This is a genomic window from Streptomyces sp. NPDC020875 (genome assembly GCF_040641415.1).
Taxonomy (GTDB): domain Bacteria; phylum Actinomycetota; class Actinomycetes; order Streptomycetales; family Streptomycetaceae; genus Streptomyces.
The window spans coordinates 41,966-60,046 of the sequence record NZ_JBFADP010000005.1; the positions used below are offsets into that span (position 1 = coordinate 41,966).

Here is an 18,081-nt window from a genome sequence, read left to right on the forward strand (position 1 = left end):
CAGGACTTTGTGACTCGTCGCACAAACCTCGTCAGGAGGCTCCCTTGCACCGCCGCCGTCGCACCGCGATCCTCGTCTCCGCCGCCATCGCCGCCGTACCGCTGCTCGCCGCGTGCGGCAACGACGCCCACCCCGGCGCCGCCGCCGTCGTCGGCGGTGAACGGATCGAGGTGTCCACCCTCCAGGCCGAGGTCGCCGACGTCCGCGACGCCCAGGCGAAGGCGCCGCAGGGCGAGCAGATGATCAAGGAGACCGGCCAGCTCGGCCGGGCCAAGCTCTTCGACATGATCGTCGACAAGGTGGTCGAGAAGGCCGCGGACGACGCGGGCGTCACCGTCACCCGCAAGGAACTCCAGGAGCGCCGCGCCGCCTACGTCGAACAGGCCGGCGGCGAACAGGCCCTCGCCGCGACCTTCCTCCAGCAGCGGGGCGTCGCCCCCGACGGCCTCGACTCCGTCGTCGAACGCGAGATCCTCATCGGCAAGCTCGCCGAGTCCATCGGCGCGGCCAACACCCCCGACGGCCAGCAGCGCCTCAACCAGACCTTCACCGCGGCGGCGAAGTCCCTCGACATCGACGTCAACCCGCGATACGGCACCTGGGACAACCAGAAACTGGAACTGGGCGAGTACCGGGCGCCGTGGATCTCCCAACTCACGAAGTCGCCTTCCGCTGAGGAGACCGGCGCGTAGGAGTCCCCCCGGGGTGCGCCGCGGGAGCAGCGGCCTGATGTCGTCGGGCGACCGCGGCCGGTCCGTGGCTGTTCGCGCAGTTCCGCCCCCTATGCCTTCGGCAATGGGGGGACCCCCAGCGCCTTGGCCCTCCGGGTGAGGTCCACAACCCGGGTCTCGCCCGGGGGCCTGATGCTGTTCGCGGTCCGCGCCACCGTCGTGGCTGGTCGCGCAGTTCCCCGCGCCCCTGGTTGCCCTGCTGACCGCCCTCGTCGAGAGGCGGGTCCCCACTTTTCAGGGCCGCTGCCAGGGAGAGCATTTAGGGGCTCGGGGAACTGTGAGACAAGCCACAGGCGCTCCGCAGGCCGCCGACAACATCAGGACGCCGGGCCGGACCCGGGTTGTGGGCCTCACCCGAGGGCCGAGGCGCGTCGGGCGATACGTCGGCGACAGCCCACAGCGGGTAGCGTTCCCGTGGTGGACAACAGTCGTATCGTGCTCGTCACCACCAGCCACCGCGTCGCCCCCGGGCTGCTCTCCTGGGGGGCCTGGAGTGTGCTCCGGGGTGCCGACCGGGTGTGGTGCGGGGACCCCGCGCACCCTCAGCTGCCGTATCTGCGCGAGGCCGGGATCGAGGTGGAGATCGCCGTGCCCGACGCGCACGCCCTCGTGGCCGCCTGCGCCGAGGGCGCCGAAGGCGCGAAGGGCGTGACCGTCGCCGTGCTCGTCGGCGGCGAGGGCGACCGGGCGCTGACCGACGGGCTCGCCCGGCTCGCCGGGTCCGGCCGGACCTCCGTACCGGACCTGGAGCTGCTGCCCGGCTCGTACGACCTCCCCGGCGCCCGGATGCTCGATCTCGTCCAGATCATGGACCGGATCCGCGAGGAGTGCCCCTGGTCGTCGGTGCCGACGCACAAGGACCTCGCCAAGTACGCCATCGAGGAGGCGTACGAACTGGTCGAGGCGATCGAGCGGGGCGACCGCGAGGAACTGCGGGAGGAACTGGGCGACGTACTCCTCCAGGTCGTCTTCCACGCCCGGATCGCCGAGGAGGACCCCGAGGAGCCGTTCTCCGTCGACGACGTCGCCGCGACCATCGTGGAGAAGCTGATCCACCGGCATCCGCACGTCTTCGGGGACGAGCGGGCGGAGACCCCGGAGGACGTCCGGAAGATCTGGCTCCGGACCAAGGCGGAGGAGAAGCGGCGCGGCTCGGTGACCGACGGCGTACCGCTCGGACAGCCGGGTCTCGCGCTCGCGGCCAAGCTGGCGTCCCGGGTCCGCAGCGGCGGGCTCGACGTGGCACTGCCGACGGGCCGGGGTGTGGGGTACGAACTGCTGGCGCTCGCGGTCGCGGCGGACGCGGAGGGGATCGACCCGGAGGCGGCCCTCCGGTCCGCGGCGCGCGCCTACTACGACACGATCCGCGCCTCGGAGCCCCCCACCCCGAGCGCCTGACGCCCCGGGAGCCTTGCCCGGGGGTGCCGCGCAGCTCTGCCCCCAGAGCCTTGACTCTCCGGGTTGCCGCCTACTACCCGGGCCGCGCCCGGCGTCCTGATGTTGTCGACGGTCCGCCCCACCGTCGTGGCTTGTCGCGCAGTTCCCCGCGCCCCTGGGTTGCCTCTCTCACCGTCCTCGCAGCGAGACGGGTGCCTCCCTTTTCGGGAGCGGGGAGCTGGAGAGCATTTAGGGGCGCGGGGAACTGCGCGACAAACCAGTCACGGTCCGCAGGCCGCGAACTGCATCAGGCTGCCGGGCGCGGCCCGGGAGTTTCGGCGGTGCTGAGGAGAGCCGAGGCGCTGGGGGTCCCCCCATTGCCGAAGGCGTAGGGGGCGGAACTGCGCGACAAGCCACAGGCGGGCCGCGGTCGCCCGACAGCATCAGGCCGCCGCTCCCGCGGCAAACCCCAGAGCCCCGAGCGGGAGGCGACCCCGTGGGGGATACCGTCCCGGTATGCGCACGCCTTCCGACCCGCCCGAGCTGTTCAGCTGGGAGTTCGCCACCGATCCGTACCCCGCCTACGCCTGGCTCCGGGAGCACGCGCCCGTCCGGCGGACGACGCTCCCGAGCGGGGTCGAGGCCTGGCTCGTGACCCGGTACGCGGATGCCCGGCTCGCGCTCGCCGATCCGCGGCTGTCGAAGAATCCGGCGCATCACGACGAGCCCGCCCACGCCCGGGGGAAGACCGGGATCCCGGGTGAGCGGAGCGCCGGTCTGATGACGCATCTGCTGAATATCGATCCGCCGGACCACACCCGGCTGCGCCGGCTGGTGGCGAAGGCGTTCACGCCGCGCCGGGTCGCGGCCTTCGAGCCCCGGGTGCGGGAGCTGACCGACCGGCTGATCGACGGGTTCGCGGAGCGGGGGAGCGCCGATCTGATCCATGAGTTCGCCTTTCCGCTCCCTATTTACGCGATCTGCGATCTGCTGGGGGTGCCCGCCGAGGATCAGGACGATCTGCGGGACTGGGCGGGGATGATGATCCGTCACGGCGGCGGGCCGCGCGGCGGGGTGGCGCGGGCGGTGAAGCGGATCCGGGGCTATCTGGCGGAGCTGATCCACCGCAAGCGGGAGAATCTGGGCGCGGAGGACGCGGACGATCTGATCTCGGGGCTGATCCGGGCCAGCGACCACGGTGAGCACCTCACCGAGAACGAGGTCGTCGCGATGTGTTTCGTACTTCTCTTCGCGGGGTTCGAGACGACCATCAATCTGGTGGGCAACGGCCTTTACGCCCTGATGTGCCATCCGGAGCAGCGGGCCCGGCTCCAGGAGTCGCTGGCGGCGGGTGAGACGGCGCTGCTGGAGACGGGGATCGAGGAGCTGCTGCGGTACGACGGCCCGGTGGAGATGGCGACCTGGCGGTACGCCACCGAGGAGCTGACGATCGGGGGCGTACGGGTGGCCGAGGGCGACCCGGTTCTGGTGGTGCTGGCGGCGGCGGACCGGGACCCGGAGCGGTTCGACGGGCCGGATGTTCTGGATCTGGCGCGGCGTGACAATCAGCACCTCGGATACGGGCACGGCATCCATTACTGTCTCGGCGCGCCGCTCGCCCGGCTGGAGGGCAGGACCGCGATCGCGACGCTTCTGACGCGCCTTCCCGACCTGCGACTGGCGGTGGATCATGGCGATTTGCGGTGGCGCGGCGGCCTGATCATGCGTGGACTGCGCACCCTTCCGGTGGAGTTCGATCCGGTTGTTACTGACGGACCATCAAGAATGTGATGTTCGCGTGATCTCCGCTGCATCGACTTGTGACAGACGTTCGAGTGCGGCTACGTTCACCCCCGTTCCAGCCCTCAGCGGAAAGGCTCAGCGCATGCTCTCCGGGAATGGTCGACATCGCCGTCCTCGACAGGCCCCGGCCCTGGTCGTCGCAGCGGGGGTGACGGGGTCCGCGATCGCGATCCCGCTCCTCGGCGCGACCTCGGCGTCCGCCGCGGACTCCGCGGTCTGGGACAGGGTCGCGGAGTGCGAGAGCGCCGGGCAGTGGAGCGCCAATACGGGCAACGGCTACTACGGCGGTCTTCAGTTCTCCCAGGAGACCTGGGACGCCTTCGGCGGTGCGCAGTTCGCCGACCGGCCCGATCTGGCGAGCCGCTCCCAGCAGATAGCCGTGGCCGAGAAGGTGCTCGCGGCCCAGGGCGTCAAGGCGTGGCCGTCGTGCGGGTCCAACGCCGGGCTCGGGGCGGGTGCCTCGACCGGCGTCGACCCGGGCGCCGATCCGGTGCCGAGCGGCCCGGCGGCGAAGCGCGCCGCGGACGCGGCCAAGGAGACCGCCCCGGCCGAGCCGCGTGACGCGGGCGGCCGGGACACCGGTGCGGCGACGCCCGGGGCGGACGCGGGCCAGAAGAAGGAGACGCCCGGCAAGTCCGCCGAGGCGCCCGGGACCGGCAAGCACCGCGGTACGCCCGCGACGGAGCCGGGCACGGCGGGCGGCGGCGCCCCGAAGGCCGGTGCCGGAGGTGCCGACGCGGGTACGGACGCCGGTGCGGGAGCCCGTACCGACGCGACCGCCCCGGACGCCGCCGTGGACGCCATCGACCCGTCCCGGATGTCCGGCCCCGACCGGACGTCCCGCGGCGACACCCCGGGCCGGGCCGACGCCCGGAACCAGGGCGACCCGGGAAGCGCGGGCGGATCCGGTGCCACGGACCCCGCGAACGGGACCACCGCGAAGGACAGTAAGGACACCGCGGGCGAAACCGCCCCGGCGTCCGGTACTTACACGGTGCGCACCGGCGACAATCTCTGGGCCATCGCGGAGGCGAAGGACGTCCCCGGCGGCTGGCCGGCGCTCTACGAGGCCAACCAGAAGGTGGTCGGTGCTGATCCCGACCTCATCCTGCCTGGCCAGAGCCTTGATCTTCAGCCGAAGTAGCGTGCGCCCCGGCGAAATTGACGTAGTGATTCGTCATTAAATGTCCGGTTTCGCGTAAGTGAGACATGAGTCTCTTTGCCCAGGTCGTCGTCCCGGCCCTTCCGGAATTGCCGATTCCGCGCGTCACCTGCGGAAACGCAAGTTACCGGAGGGGCGGGATGGGTGATTTGCCCATGATGTTCCGTCTTTGAAGAACCGGGACGGCTGTGGCTACGGTCTGGACCGCTCGCCAAAGCGGGCACCACTGACCGTCACGCCGAATCCTGCCGTCGGTCGGGGGGAACAGTCGTCGCGACAGCGCCGAAGGCAGGAGCGGGGGACCCAGGTTTGTGCCGGTCCCGTCCGCCGTCCGCGAGGACGGCGGACCCCGGCTAGGGGTGAAGCCGTACGACCCGAGGGTCGTCCGGCCGGGCAACTCACTGCGCTCGAACCCGACAGCTCACCTCGTAGGCGTCGGTGAGGAGATCCGCCATGCTGTTCGCCACCAAGGGCAAGCACCGCCGTCCGTCCAAGGCCGCCAAGTTCGCCGCCTTCGCCGGGATCACCGGTGCCGCCATCGCCGCCCCGCTGATGGGCGCCACCTCCGCCTCCGCCGCCACCGCCGCCGAGTGGGACAAGGTCGCCCAGTGCGAGTCCGGCGGCAACTGGTCCATCAACACCGGCAACGGCTACTACGGCGGACTCCAGTTCTCCCCGTCGACGTGGGCCGCCTTCGGTGGCACCAAGTACGCGTCCAACGCGCACCTGGCCTCCAAGGCCCAGCAGATCGAGATCGCCGAGAAGGTCCTCGCGGGCCAGGGCAAGGGCGCCTGGCCGAGCTGTGGTGTCGGCCTCTCCAACGCCCCGTACGGCGGCGGCGCGGCCGAGCAGGCCCCCGCCCAGCCGAAGCAGGAGCAGCCCAAGAAGCAGGCCGCGCCCAAGGCCGCGCCGAAGGAGCAGAAGCGGGCCGAGGCCCCGACCACCCGCTCCGAGCGCGCCGAGGCCCCGGCCCAGAAGCAGGCGCCGAAGAAGTCCCAGGGTCCCGCCAAGGGCTTCCTGAAGGGCGACGGCACCTACGAGGTCAAGGCCGGCGACACGCTGAGCAAGATCGCCGAGGCCGAGCAGGTCACGGGCGGCTGGCAGAAGCTCTTCGAGCTGAACGAGGACATCGTCGACGACGCCGACGTGATCTTCCCGGGCCAGCTGCTCCACCTGAGCTGACCCCCGACGGGCCCCGGGCCGCCGCCGTCCCCGCGGCGGCCCACCCCCCACGGGTCCGTCCCCCCGGCCGTCCTCGCGCCGGGTCCTATCACGGCCCCGGCCCGGAGACGGCCACCGCCCCGGGCCGGCGCGACTCCCCCGTACGCGCCGGTCCGGGGTTCCCCGTATCGCCCCCGGATCACCCCCGCGCCGAACCCGCCCCACGGCCCCGTACGGCCCCGCCGCCGATGCCTCCGTACACCCGTCTGAGCGGGCGAGAGCGCAGGTGAGAGCCGTTACCGGCGGGTAGTGGCGCGGCCTTCGCCGGTCACCGCGATTCTTCGTACTCTTTTTCGTCCCAGGGGGCGGGCACCGGCGGGACGGCGCCCCCCGTCCGGTTAGGCTCGTGACCGCAAGGGCCGAAACAAACCCGCATCCCACGCGTCACATCCCAGAAGGAGATGCTCGTGCCGTCCATCGACGTCGTCGTAGCCCGGGAAATCCTCGACTCCCGGGGCAACCCCACGGTCGAGGTCGAGGTGGGCCTCGACGACGGCAGCACCGGCCGTGCTGCCGTGCCCTCCGGTGCCTCCACGGGCGCCTTCGAGGCCATTGAGCTCCGCGACGGGGACCCCAACCGCTACCTGGGCAAGGGTGTCGAGAAGGCCGTTCTGGCCGTCATCGAGCAGATCGGCCCCGAGCTGGTCGGCTACGACGCCACCGAGCAGCGCCTGATCGACCAGGCCATGTTCGACCTGGACGCCACCGACAACAAGGGCTCCCTCGGCGCCAACGCCATCCTCGGTGTCTCCCTCGCCGTGGCGCACGCCGCCTCCGAGGCGTCGGACCTGCCGCTCTTCCGCTACCTCGGCGGCCCGAACGCGCACCTGCTGCCCGTCCCGATGATGAACATCCTCAACGGCGGATCCCACGCGGACTCCAATGTCGACATCCAGGAGTTCATGATCGCGCCGATCGGCGCCGAGTCCTTCTCCGAGGCCCTGCGCTGGGGCACCGAGGTCTACCACACCCTCAAGAAGGTGCTGAAGGGCCGCGGCCTCTCCACCGGCCTCGGCGACGAGGGCGGCTTCGCGCCGAACCTCGGCTCCAACCGCGAGGCGCTCGACCTCATCCTGGAAGCCATCAAGGAGGCCGGTTACACCCCCGGCCGCGACATCGCGCTGGCCCTGGACGTCGCCGCCTCCGAGTTCTACAAGGACGGCGTCTACGAGTTCGAGGGCAAGTCCCGGACCGCCGCCGAGATGACCGAGTACTACGCCGAGCTGGTCGAGGCGTACCCGCTGGTCTCCATCGAGGACCCGCTGTTCGAGGACGACTGGGACGGCTGGAACACCATCACCGCGAAGCTCGGCACCAAGGTGCAGCTCGTCGGCGACGACCTGTTCGTCACCAACCCCGAGCGGCTGGCCCGCGGCATCGAGGAGAACTCGGCCAACGCCCTGCTGGTCAAGGTCAACCAGATCGGGTCCCTCACCGAGACCCTGGACGCGGTCGAGCTGGCCCAGCGCAACGGCTTCAAGTGCATGATGTCGCACCGCTCCGGCGAGACCGAGGACGTCACCATCGCCGACCTGGCCGTCGCCACCAACTGCGGCCAGATCAAGACCGGCGCCCCGGCCCGCTCCGAGCGCGTCGCCAAGTACAACCAGCTCCTCCGGATCGAGGAGATCCTGGACGACGCGGCCGTCTACGCGGGCCGCAGCGCGTTCCCCCGCTTCAAGGGCTGACACCCGGGAGGCCGATGCCGACAGTCGACGGCCGACGCCTCCCGAGGGCTGACCGGCACCCCGGCAAGCCCCGTCGTGCGCCACGTCCCCGGCCGCGGTCCCGTACCGTGTCCGGGGACGTACGCGTGTCGGCACCGAGCAGGGGAGGCGGACGGAATGGCCCGGAAGAGCGCCCGGACCGGCGGTGACCGGTTCTCCACCGCGACCAGGCTGCGGCTGCTCGGGGAGCAGACCGCCGCCCGGGTCTACCGCTCCCAGCACAAGCGGCAGGCCCGCCGCTCCCGGCTCACCGGCCGGGCCGCCTTCCTCGCCCTGATCGTCTGCTCCCTCGTGGTCGCCCTCGCCTACCCGATGCGGCAGTACGTCTCCCAGCGCGGCGAGATCTCCGAACAGCGGGACCGGCGCGCCGAGGCCGAACAGCAGGTCGAACGGCTGCGCGACGAGAAGGCCCGGCTGCGGGACGATATGTACATCCGCCGGCTGGCCCGGGAGCACCTGCACTACGTGGAGCCCGGCGAGACCGGCTACACCATGATCGACCCCGAGGCGGCCGAGCGGCGCCGCACCGACCAGGGCTCGGGCGACCGGCCCTGGTACTCCAACGTCTGGGAGGGCGTCGACACCGCGGACCGCGAGTGACACGCCCCGTACGACCCCTCCCCGCGCAGTACCCGTACGCACCATCCGGACCCAAGGCAGGCATGGAAACCCCTCCTCCCACCACCGAGCACACCGCCCCCACGGACGCGGACATCGCGGCCTTCGAGGAGCAGCTCGGACGGCCGCCGCGCGGGCTGCGCGCGATCGCCCACCGCTGTCCCTGCGGACTGCCGGACGTGGTCGAGACCGCGCCCCGGCTGCCCGACGGCACCCCCTTCCCCACGCTCTACTACCTGACCTGCCCGCGCGCCGCCTCCGCGATCGGCACGCTGGAGGCGAACGGCGTGATGAAGGAGATGTCGGAGCGGCTGGCGGCCGACCCCGAGCTGGCCGCCGCCTACCGGGCCGCGCACGAGGACTACATCGCCCGCCGCGACGCCATCGAGGAGCTGAAGAACTTCCCCAGCGCCGGTGGCATGCCGGACCGGGTGAAGTGCCTGCACGTCCTGGTCGGCCACTCGCTGGCCGCCGGGCCCGGGGTCAACCCGCTCGGCGACGAGACGATCGCGATGCTGCCCGAGTGGTGGCGCAAGGGCCCGTGCGTGACGCCGTGCGGCGGCCCGGCCGAGCCCGCGGAGGCCGGGGCGTGACCCGGGTCGCCGCCGTCGACTGCGGTACGAACTCCATCCGCCTCCTCGTCGCCGACCTGGACCCGGCGACCGGCGCGATGACGGAACTGGACCGGCGGATGACCATCGTCCGGCTCGGCCAGGGCGTGGACAAGACCGGCAGGCTCGCCCCCGAGGCGCTGGAGCGCACCTTCGCCGCCTGCCGCGAGTACGCCGCCGTGATCGCGGAGCACGGCGCGGAACGGGTCCGCTTCGTCGCCACCTCCGCCTCCCGCGACGCCGAGAACCGGGCCGACTTCGTCGCGGGCGTCCTCGGCATCCTCGGAGTCGAACCCGAGGTCGTCACCGGCGACCAGGAGGCCGAGTTCTCCTTCACCGGCGCCACCCGCGAACTGCCGGGCCACGAGGAGCGGCTGGTCGTCGACATCGGCGGCGGCTCCACCGAGTTCGTCGTCGGCCGCGCCCATGTGGAGGCCGCCCGCTCCGTCGACATCGGCTGCGTCCGGCTCACCGAGCGCCACATCCGCACCGACCCGCCCGCCGAACCCGAACTGGCCGCCGTCCGTGCCGATATCGAATCGGCCCTCGACCTCGCCGAGAAGACCGTCCCCCTCCGCCGGGCCGAGACCCTGGTGGGCCTGGCGGGCTCGGTGACCACGGTCGCGGCGATCGCCCTCGGCCTGGACCGCTACGACTGGTCGGCGATCCACCACGCCCGGATCCCGTACGCCACGGTCGAATCGATCACCCACCGCCTGGCCGGGGCCACCCACGACGAACGCGCCGCGATCCCGGTCATGCACCCCGGCCGGGTCGACGTGATCGTCGCGGGCGCCCTCGTCCTTCTCGCGATCATGAACCGCGCGGGGGCGCGGGAGGTCGTGGTGAGCGAGCACGACATCCTGGACGGGATCGCCTACAAAGTGGCAGAAGAGATTGAGGCGGAGCGGTCGAGGGGCTGACCTGCGATAACGCCACGATGCCCCCGCCGATGGTCTCGGCGGGGGCATTATTCGTGCTCCGTCAGGGTGCGGCCGGGGTGCCGGATCTGACGTCGGTGAGGTAGCGCTGATAGAGCGGCCCGGCGACGTGGGCGGCACGGGCCTGGGTGGGTGCCGCCTGCTCGATCTGGTGGTGCGCGGCGGCCTTCAGGTGTGCCGCCCAGGCGAGGACGTGCTGTTGTGCCGTACGGCCGCACTCGTCGGGCTCGCCGGGGAGGCAGAGCGGCAGCGACCCGCCGGTGATCTTGTGGGCGGCGTGCCGGATGTACCCGGCGATGAGAGCCCACTCGGCGTCGGTCCGCTGGACGGCGTGCTCGCTGCCGTGGGTCTCCCACGGTCCGAAGTCGTCGCCGTGGTCGTCCATACGCGTGCTCCTGCGGTTGTGGTTACGCGGGTGCGGCGATGGTAGCGGGCCCCGTTGCGGCGCCGTCGGCCACCGCAGGATCGCAGTGCGCGACCGAGGGGACGCATGGCTGGCACGGGCCGCACATCGGGAGGAACTGCGGGGGCGTGCACGACTGGGCGCCTTCGCCGTGGACGGCCGCGATGTCGGCCGTCACCCGGGCCATCCGCTCGCCGCCCCAGATGTCCGCGAGACGCTGCTCGCGGACGTTGCCGAGGGTGAGGAACCGGCCGAGGACGCAGGGCCATACGGTCCCGTCCGGCCCGATGGCGCACTTCTCGTGGGCGCAGTGCCCGCACAGATCGGCGACGGTGGGCGCAGCGCCGCGGCTGCCCCGGCCGAACGCGCGGGTCCGGTCGGCGCCCACCTCCTCCACGCCGAGGGCGGCCAGGTCCTCGACGGCCTCGGCGGCGCGCTGGCCGTCCCGGACGGTGACGACTCCGCCCCGGACCGGGATGCCGAGGTCGAGCGCGCGGGTGATGTTCGCGCGGGTGCGGCGATGGGATCCCCGGAGCCGAGTCACTGCGTCGTGGTCCTCGGCGGTGTCGGAGTAGTACGACGTAGCGAGCGTGACGCCGTACTTCGTGAAGGTCTCCCACAGCTGGTCGCGGATGTGGGTGAGGTTCGAGAACACCTCGATGCCGAGGCCCGCCGCGTGCGCGTGCCGGATCAGCTCGGGGAGGTGCGGGTACAGCGTCGGCTCTCCGCCGATGAACTGGACGTCGGCGCATCCGAGGGCGGGGAGCTGGTCGATGACGCGTGTCCAGTCCGCCACGGTCATCGTGCCGTGCGTCCCCTGCGGGGACGAGTCCGCGTAGCAGTGGTCACAGAACTCGTTGCACAGGCCGGTGACCTCCAGCCACGCGAACCGTAACTTCGTTGCAGCAGTCATCCGAGTCTCCTTGCTGGTGCTGGAGTGGAACGGCCGGGCCGTCGAGGCGGCCGGGCCGGGTGGGCCCGCCCCCGCCGGGACACGCGTCCACCGGCGGGGGCGGGGATCAGAGCGCCGTCCGGGGCTTGAGGCCGAGGTGTCGCCGGACCGGCTCGTAGATGTCGGGCACGACGCGGTCGATGAATTGGGTGGGGACCCAAGCCACGTCGGCGACCTCACGGGGCGAGGCGGGCGACGCGGTACCCGAGACGATCTCGCAGGCGATGTAGACGAGGGACCGGCCCGTCAGGGGATGGGGCCGAGTGCCGATGAGCGCGATCGGCTTCACCGTCAGCCCGGTTTCCTCCTCGGCCTCGCGGGCGGCGGCTCGGGCGGGGGTCTCCGACGGTCGGACCTTGCCGCCCGGAAACACCCACGGAGGGGCGTCGTCCCCGGCCGGGGCGCGGCGTTCCACGAAGAGAACCGCGCCGTCGCCGTTGGTGATGACGGCCAGGGCGACGGGACTGTCGCCGTCGGCGCGCGGGAGGGCGGAGCCCGGGGGCGGCGACGGCGTCACGTCATCCACCCGGCCGCGGCCTGCCGGTACTCCAGCCACAGCATCAGGCCGACGTAGAGGCCCGTTACGGCGAGGACTCCCACCGCGATGACGGCCCGCTCGGTCCAGGTCATCGGTCGCCCCCGGTCAGCTTCAGGATCTGGTGGGCGAGCGGGATGGCCCGCTCCGGCGGGATGGCGGCGCCGGTCGCCTCGACGATCCGGCCGTCACGCCGGAGCCACAGCGGGACCCAGACCGCGCCGTCGACGGGGCGGCGGATCGCCGTCCCGGCCAGGGTGAGGGAGTACGGGCGGGACAGGTCGGACGGGTCGGAGGGACTGACCATGAGGGTCCTCTCGTCGGCGGGGTGCGATCGCGCCGAGGCTCAACCCGTGGCGGGGAGCGGCGGCGCAGGGACACCCTTCCGCCGCGCCGGACGGGCCGGGAGAGAAACGCGGGCGGGGCCTGTGCCCATGGGGGACCACCTGTTACCACCTGTTCCCATACCGACCCCGAACGCGTGGCGCGGCCTCGGGCAGGGTGGGCATCATGACCGGGTGAGCATCGACGGTCACCACTTGCATCCGCTCAGTTACCTGTTAGGGCGCGAAGGATGGACAGCGGACAGCTACCTCGCCCGGCTCGACGTGGTACACCGCCGCCTCGGCTACGGGGCTATCGCGCGAGACAGGAAGAAGGTGACGCGCTGGACGAAAGGCGTGACCCCCGACATGCGCACGCAGAGGGCTATGGCCCAACTCCACGGGGTACCACACGAAGAGGTGTCGGTGCGGCCGTGGCCCGAGTGGTTACGTCTCGCGTGCATCAGCGACCGAGACGTCGTCACGGCGGCGTGGACCCCCACAACGACGGTCGATCTACTCGGCCGCGTCGCGACCGGAGGAGACGACATGATGGAGCGCCGGGGGTTCTTGGTCGTCACGGGGATATCGCCGGTGCTGGCTGGTGCCGCCGGGGCCCAACCGGCGCCAGGCCAGACCCACGGGGGGCGCGTATCCCCGGGCTTGGCCGACCTCTTCGACCACGCCTTGGCCACCTTGCGCCGTCAGGACGACTACCTGGGCGCCGGACAGGTCCACGCCTCAGCTCGCGCGCAGTTGCGGCTCGTCGTCGGAACGTTGAAGACTGCCTCGTATTCGGAGCAGACCGGACGCCGTCTGTACGCCGCCGCCGCCGAGGCCGCCCGGATCTGCGGATGGACCGCGTACGACTCCGGTCGCCAGGCGCTGGCAGAGGAGTACTACGTTGCCGCCCTACGGGCTGCCACCTCGGCCGCCGATCCTGCGGCCACCGCCAACATCCTGTCGTACTGGGCGGCCCTCCGCCTGGCGGAAGGCGACCCGGCCAACGCCGCGACCCTGGTCACCGACGCCCTGAGCCGGTCACCCCAGATCGGTGCGCCCGCGATGGACGCCATGCTCTACGCCCGGCTGGCCCGAGCACACGCCCGCGTACGCGAACACCGGTCCGCCGCACGCGCCTTGTCCGCCGCGTTCGACGCGTACGACCGCGCCCGCGACCGGACGCCCGAGGAGACCCCGGACTGCGTCTACTGGTTCAACTTGGGCGAGCTGTACATGCAGGCGGGATCGTGCGACCTCGACCTTGGGCGACCCGACAGAGCGCTGGATCGCTTCACGTCTGCCGCCGCCGCACGCGATGACGCGTACCGGGAAGACGAGTTCCCCCGCTCCACAGCCATCTTCCTTGCCCGGGAGGCCGAAGCAAGGATGGCGCTCGGCGACCTGGATGGCGCGGTGGAGAGCGCGCGCCGGGCCGTGGGCCGTCTCGGCGGGCTGCCCTCGGCACGGTGGACCAGCAGCCTCGGCGACCTCCGGGCCAAGCTCGCCGACCACCGGGGCGTTCCAGTTGTCCGGGAGTTCCTGGAACAGACGGCCTGAAGGGCCGCCCCGACACAACGACAGCCCCGCCGCTCCGGCGCCCCGGCGACGATCCGCCGGGGCGTCACAGGGCGCGGTACACGTCCCGCCGGTCTCCGACCTTGACGACGAGGACGACGAGTTCGCCGTCGTTGATCTGGTAGGCGACCCGGTAGCTTCCGACCCGGAGCCGGTAGAGGTCCGACGGGCCGGTGAGCTTCTTGATGTCGGCGTCCTGGCGGTACGGGTCTTCGCCGAGGGCGGTCAACGCGGTCAGGATGCGCATGGCATCGGGCCGGGCGATGGCCCGGAGCTGCCGTTGGGCCGTGGTGGTGAACCGGAAGGCGTACTTCACGCCGCGTCGCCGTCCCGCTCGGTGAACAGGTCCGCCAGCAGTTCGGCCATGGTCACGGTGGGGCCGCCCTCGGCCAGCACCGCTTCGGCCTCGCGCGCCAGCAGCAGATCCGCCGCTTCCTCCAGCGCTTCGAAATCCGAGATCGGGACCACGGCCGCCACCGGGGCGCCATTGCGCGTGATGACGGTCGGGACGCCTTCCTCCGCCCGGTTGATGTGGTCGGCGAGGTGCGCGCGGGCCTCCCGCACGGTCACGGTGTTCTCAGTCATAAGATTCAGTGTACGCAGTTTCGTGTACACGAAATAGGTGTCCGGGTGACGTGCGCGAGCGATCCCCCGCGATGCGGAGGCGCCCCCTTCTTGCGATGGTCCGGCGGAGTAAATCCGACATAAGGGCCGTATAAATCGGATGGGCGCACCGGTCCATGAGAGCCCGATGAGGAACTTCGTGAAGTTCTTCACAAGGAAAAAGCGCCTGATGGGCGCCTCGGCGGGCCGAAGGGCCCCTTCCTGGGGGCCGGAAGGCCCTCCGAGGGGGTGAGGGAGGGGACTTCGGGGTGTTTCGGGTGGGTGGACCAGAGGGGGTGTGGGCGGCGCTTTCCCGGGTAAGGGGCCAGCTCACGAGGGGTGCCCAACGACTGAACCACCGGTCGGGTTCCCCGTGAGCAATGTCAGATGGATCACGAGGGCGGCGCAGTGTAGCAGAGGTAGTAGGCGTTCTTGTGAAGGGCCTCACGAGCACCCCCTCGGAGGGGGGTGGATACTCGATGGCATGAGCACCACGGAGCGTCCCAGGATCCTCGTCGTAGGCGGTGGGTACGTTGGCTTGTACGCGGCGCGGCGCATTCTGAAGAAGATGCGCTACGGGGAGGCGACCGTCACGGTCGTCGACCCGCGTTCGTACATGACGTACCAGCCCTTCCTCCCCGAAGCCGCCGCCGGCAGCATCTCGCCCCGGCACGTCGTCGTCCCGCTGCGACGCGTGCTGCCGAAGGCCGAGGTGCTCACCGGACGGGTCACCACGATCGATCAGGACCGCAAGGTCGCCACGATCGCCCCGCTCGTCGGCGACGCCTACGAGCTTCCGTTCGACTACCTGGTCGTCGCGCTCGGCGCGGTCTCCCGGACCTTCCCGATCCCCGGACTCGCCGAGCAGGGCATCGGCATGAAGGGCATCGAAGAGGCCATCGGGCTCCGCAACCACGTCCTGGAGCAGCTCGACAAGGCCGACTCGACCACCGATGAGGAGGTCCGCCGCCGGGCGCTGACCTTCGTCTTCGTCGGCGGCGGGTTCGCCGGTGCCGAGACCATCGGCGAGGTGGAGGACCTGGCCCGCGACGCGGCCAAGTACTACAACAACGTCAAGCGCGAGGACATGCGGTTCATCCTCGTCGACGCCGCCGACAAGATCCTTCCCGAGGTCGGGCCCAAGCTCGGCGCGTACGGCAAGGAGCACCTGGAGGGGCGGGGTGTGGAGATCTACCTCCAGACCTCCATGGACTCCTGCGTCGACGGCCACGTGGTGCTGAAGAACGGCCTGGAGGTCGACTCCGACACCATCGTGTGGACCGCCGGTGTGAAGCCGAACCCGGCGCTCGCCCGGTTCGGTCTGCCGCTCGGCCCCCGCGGCCACGTCGACACCGGTACGACCCTCCAGGTCCAGGGCACCGACTACATCTGGGCCGCGGGCGACAACGCCCAGATCCCCGATGTCGCGGCCCGCAAGGCCGGGGTCGAGAACGCCTGGTGCCCGCCGAACGCCCAGCACGCGCTCCGTCAGGCGAGGGTCCTCGGCGACAACGTGATCTCCGGCATGCGGGGCTTCCCGCAGCAGGAGTACAGCCACGCCAACAAGGGCGCGGTGGCCGGTCTCGGCCTCCACAAGGGCGTGGCGATGATCGTCATGGGCAAGATGAAGATCAAGCTCCGCGGCCGTCTCGCCTGGTACATGCACCGTGGCTACCACGGTATGGCGATGCCGACCTGGAACCGCAAGATCCGGGTCTTCGCGGACTGGACGCTCCAGATGTTCCTCAAGCGGGAGGTCGTGTCGCTCGGCGCGATCGAGTCCCCGCGCGAGGAGTTCTACGAGGCGGCCAAGCCCGCGCCCGCCCCGGCGGCGGCCGCCGCCCCCGAGAAGGCCAAGGCTTCCTGACCCCGGCCTCCTCTTCGGCACCCTGAACAAGGGGCCGCTCGCCTCCGTGGTGCGAGCGGCCCCTTCGCCGTATCCGGGACCGGACGGCAGGGGGGCGCCGGTCGGGTGCGCGTGCCCGACCGCCGGACCGCGCCCGTTCCCGCGTCCGGACGCCGCCATGCGGGCGCTTCGGGGCCGGTCCGGGAGTGGCCGGGGGCGTAAATCCGGTCATCACGCGGAACGCCGGGGAAGCACGCACCGTAGCCGGGTTGTTGTGGCGGAGAGCAACACAGCATCCGCAGACACCGGACACCGGATCCCACGGAGGTGTGCGCCATGACCGAAGTCGCCCCGCGCCTGACCGCTCTCGCCGAAGAACTGCTCGGGAGGCCGTTCCCGCTGCGGATCCGGGCCTGGGACGGTTCCGAGTCGGGACCGCCGGGCGAACCCGTACTCGTCGTCCGGCACCGCCGCGCCCTGCGGCGGCTGCTGTGGCGGCCCGGCGAGCTGGGCGTGGCCCGCGGCTACGTCGCCGGTGAGCTGGAGGTCGACGGCGATCTGTACCGGGCGCTGGACCGGCTCGCCGGGGTGGTGTGGGGAGTGGCGCCCGCCCGGGCCGAGGCCCGGGAGAGCGGGCTGCGCCGGCTCGCGGATCCCCGGTTCCGGGCCGCGGCCGGACGGCTGCTGCGGCTCGCCGGACCCCTGCCGCCGCCACCGCCGCCACCGGAGGAGGTCCGCGGGCGCGGCGGCGCCTCCCACACCCGGCGCCGCGACGCCCGCGCCATCAGCCACCACTACGACGTCGGCAACGACTTCTACGAACTCCTCCTCGGCCCGTCCATGGTCTACTCCTGCGCCTACTGGGGTGACGGGGTCGCGACCCTGGAGGACGCCCAGACCGCCAAGCTCGACCTGGTCGCCCGCAAACTCGGTCTCTCCGAGGGGGACCGGCTGCTGGACGTCGGCTCCGGCTGGGGCTCGATGGCGATCCACGCCGCCCGTGAGTACGGGGCCCGGGTCACCGGCGTCACGCTCTCCCGCGAGCAGGCCGCGTACGCCCGCAAAAGGGTCGCGGAGGCCGGTCTGACGGACCGGATCGACATCCGGGTGCAGGACTACCGGGACGTCACCGACGGTCCCTACGACGCCGTCTCGTCGATCGGGATGGCCGAACACGTCGGCTCGGCCGGGTACCACGAGTACGCCGCCCGGCTGTACGGACTCCTCGGGCCCGGCGGGCGGCTGCTGAACCATCAGATCGCCCGCCGCCCCGAACCCGACGAAGCCGCCTACCATGTGGACGAGTTCATCGACCGGTACGTCTTCCCGGACGGCGAGCTGTCCCCGCTGGGGACGACGGTGGGCGCCCTGGAGGCCGCCGGGTTCGAGGTCCGGGACGTGGAGTCGATCCGGGAGCACTACGCGCTGACGCTCCGCCGCTGGGTGGCGAACCTGGCCGCCGACGAACGGCGGGCCGCCCGGCTCACCTCCCCGGCCCGGGCCCGGATCTGGCGGCTCTACATGGCCGCTTCGGCCCTCTCGTTCGAGCGCAACCGGATCGGGGTGAACCAGATCCTGGCCGTCCGCACCGGCGGTGACGGCGCGTCCGGACTGCCGCTGCGGAGCCGTACCTGGAACTGACCGCCCGCC

General features: G+C 71.8%; 18 protein-coding genes and 1 riboswitch. Of the genes, 12 read left to right on the plus strand and 6 right to left on the minus strand.

The features are described from left to right. Positions 1 to 44 precede the first annotated feature (44 nt). The 9 genes from AB0G74_RS04355 to AB0G74_RS04395 all read left to right on the plus strand — a co-directional run bounded on the left by AB0G74_RS04355 (position 45) and on the right by AB0G74_RS04395 (position 10,173). Positions 45 to 692, plus strand: a complete 648-nt coding sequence (locus tag AB0G74_RS04355) for a SurA N-terminal domain-containing protein (RefSeq protein WP_361140560.1) — start codon at positions 45 to 47, stop codon at positions 690 to 692. A gap of 456 nt (positions 693 to 1,148) precedes the next feature. Further along, on the plus strand, positions 1,149 to 2,129 hold the full coding sequence (locus AB0G74_RS04360; protein WP_361140563.1) for a nucleoside triphosphate pyrophosphohydrolase: 981 nt from the start codon (positions 1,149 to 1,151) through the stop codon (positions 2,127 to 2,129). Between the two features lie 495 nt (positions 2,130 to 2,624). Next, the gene (locus AB0G74_RS04365; protein WP_361140566.1) at positions 2,625 to 3,899 is read left to right on the plus strand and encodes a cytochrome P450; all 1,275 of its coding nucleotides are present in this window, start codon (positions 2,625 to 2,627) and stop codon (positions 3,897 to 3,899) included. A gap of 160 nt (positions 3,900 to 4,059) precedes the next feature. Then, positions 4,060 to 5,055: a transglycosylase family protein gene (locus AB0G74_RS04370; protein WP_361140570.1), complete on the plus strand. Its 996-nt coding sequence runs from the start codon at positions 4,060 to 4,062 to the stop codon at positions 5,053 to 5,055. Positions 5,056 to 5,343: 288 nt separating this feature from the next. Next, positions 5,344 to 5,523, plus strand: a riboswitch (cyclic di-AMP (ydaO/yuaA leader). Positions 5,524 to 5,526: 3 nt separating this feature from the next. Next, on the plus strand, positions 5,527 to 6,255 hold the full coding sequence (locus AB0G74_RS04375; RefSeq protein WP_361140572.1) for a transglycosylase family protein: 729 nt from the start codon (positions 5,527 to 5,529) through the stop codon (positions 6,253 to 6,255). A gap of 446 nt (positions 6,256 to 6,701) precedes the next feature. Beyond that, positions 6,702 to 7,982, plus strand: a complete 1,281-nt coding sequence (gene eno, locus AB0G74_RS04380; protein WP_358825841.1) for a phosphopyruvate hydratase — start codon at positions 6,702 to 6,704, stop codon at positions 7,980 to 7,982. Positions 7,983 to 8,138: 156 nt separating this feature from the next. After that, the gene (locus tag AB0G74_RS04385; RefSeq protein WP_361140575.1) at positions 8,139 to 8,621 is read left to right on the plus strand and encodes a septum formation initiator family protein; all 483 of its coding nucleotides are present in this window, start codon (positions 8,139 to 8,141) and stop codon (positions 8,619 to 8,621) included. 62 nt (positions 8,622 to 8,683) lie between these two features. Continuing rightward, positions 8,684 to 9,232 carry a DUF501 domain-containing protein gene (locus AB0G74_RS04390; RefSeq protein ID WP_361140578.1) on the plus strand — a complete coding sequence of 183 codons (549 nt, stop codon included), beginning with the start codon at positions 8,684 to 8,686 and terminating at the stop codon, positions 9,230 to 9,232. Next, complete coding sequence (locus tag AB0G74_RS04395; protein WP_361140581.1) at positions 9,229 to 10,173, plus strand: Ppx/GppA phosphatase family protein; 945 nt, start codon at positions 9,229 to 9,231, stop codon at positions 10,171 to 10,173. The genes AB0G74_RS04390 and AB0G74_RS04395 overlap by 4 nt, the downstream gene beginning before the upstream one ends. A gap of 61 nt (positions 10,174 to 10,234) precedes the next feature. On the opposite strand, the gene AB0G74_RS04400 is transcribed toward AB0G74_RS04395, so the two are convergent. The 4 genes from AB0G74_RS04400 to AB0G74_RS04415 form a co-directional block, all read right to left on the minus strand. Continuing rightward, entirely contained in the window at positions 10,235 to 10,576 is a 342-nt protein-coding gene (locus tag AB0G74_RS04400) for a hypothetical protein (RefSeq protein ID WP_361140584.1), read from the minus strand. 22 nt (positions 10,577 to 10,598) lie between these two features. Further along, the gene (locus tag AB0G74_RS04405) at positions 10,599 to 11,507 is read right to left on the minus strand and encodes a radical SAM protein (protein WP_361140587.1); all 909 of its coding nucleotides are present in this window, start codon (positions 11,505 to 11,507) and stop codon (positions 10,599 to 10,601) included. A gap of 106 nt (positions 11,508 to 11,613) precedes the next feature. Further along, positions 11,614 to 12,063, minus strand: coding sequence for an NUDIX hydrolase (locus AB0G74_RS04410; protein ID WP_361140590.1), 450 nt, complete (start codon positions 12,061 to 12,063; stop codon positions 11,614 to 11,616). Between the two features lie 109 nt (positions 12,064 to 12,172). Beyond that, positions 12,173 to 12,388, minus strand: a complete 216-nt coding sequence (locus AB0G74_RS04415) for a hypothetical protein (RefSeq protein WP_361140593.1) — start codon at positions 12,386 to 12,388, stop codon at positions 12,173 to 12,175. A gap of 211 nt (positions 12,389 to 12,599) precedes the next feature. On the opposite strand from AB0G74_RS04415, the gene AB0G74_RS04420 reads away from it, so the two are divergent. Further along, positions 12,600 to 13,964 (plus strand): transcriptional regulator, encoded by a 1,365-nt coding sequence (locus AB0G74_RS04420; protein WP_361140596.1) that lies wholly within the window; start codon positions 12,600 to 12,602, stop codon positions 13,962 to 13,964. 64 nt (positions 13,965 to 14,028) lie between these two features. On the opposite strand, the gene AB0G74_RS04425 is transcribed toward AB0G74_RS04420, so the two are convergent. Next, a complete protein-coding gene (locus AB0G74_RS04425; RefSeq protein ID WP_361140599.1) occupies positions 14,029 to 14,298 on the minus strand; it encodes a type II toxin-antitoxin system RelE/ParE family toxin in 270 nt (89 codons plus the stop codon). Beyond that, on the minus strand, positions 14,295 to 14,567 hold the full coding sequence (locus AB0G74_RS04430; protein ID WP_361140602.1) for a type II toxin-antitoxin system Phd/YefM family antitoxin: 273 nt from the start codon (positions 14,565 to 14,567) through the stop codon (positions 14,295 to 14,297). Before AB0G74_RS04430 ends, AB0G74_RS04425 begins: the two co-directional genes overlap by 4 nt. Positions 14,568 to 15,069: 502 nt before the next feature. Here AB0G74_RS04430 and AB0G74_RS04435 point away from each other — a divergent pair. Continuing rightward, a complete protein-coding gene (locus AB0G74_RS04435) occupies positions 15,070 to 16,452 on the plus strand; it encodes an NAD(P)/FAD-dependent oxidoreductase (RefSeq protein WP_361140604.1) in 1,383 nt (460 codons plus the stop codon). A gap of 315 nt (positions 16,453 to 16,767) precedes the next feature. Then, complete coding sequence (locus AB0G74_RS04440; protein ID WP_361140607.1) at positions 16,768 to 18,072, plus strand: cyclopropane-fatty-acyl-phospholipid synthase family protein; 1,305 nt, start codon at positions 16,768 to 16,770, stop codon at positions 18,070 to 18,072. Positions 18,073 to 18,081 lie beyond the last annotated feature (9 nt).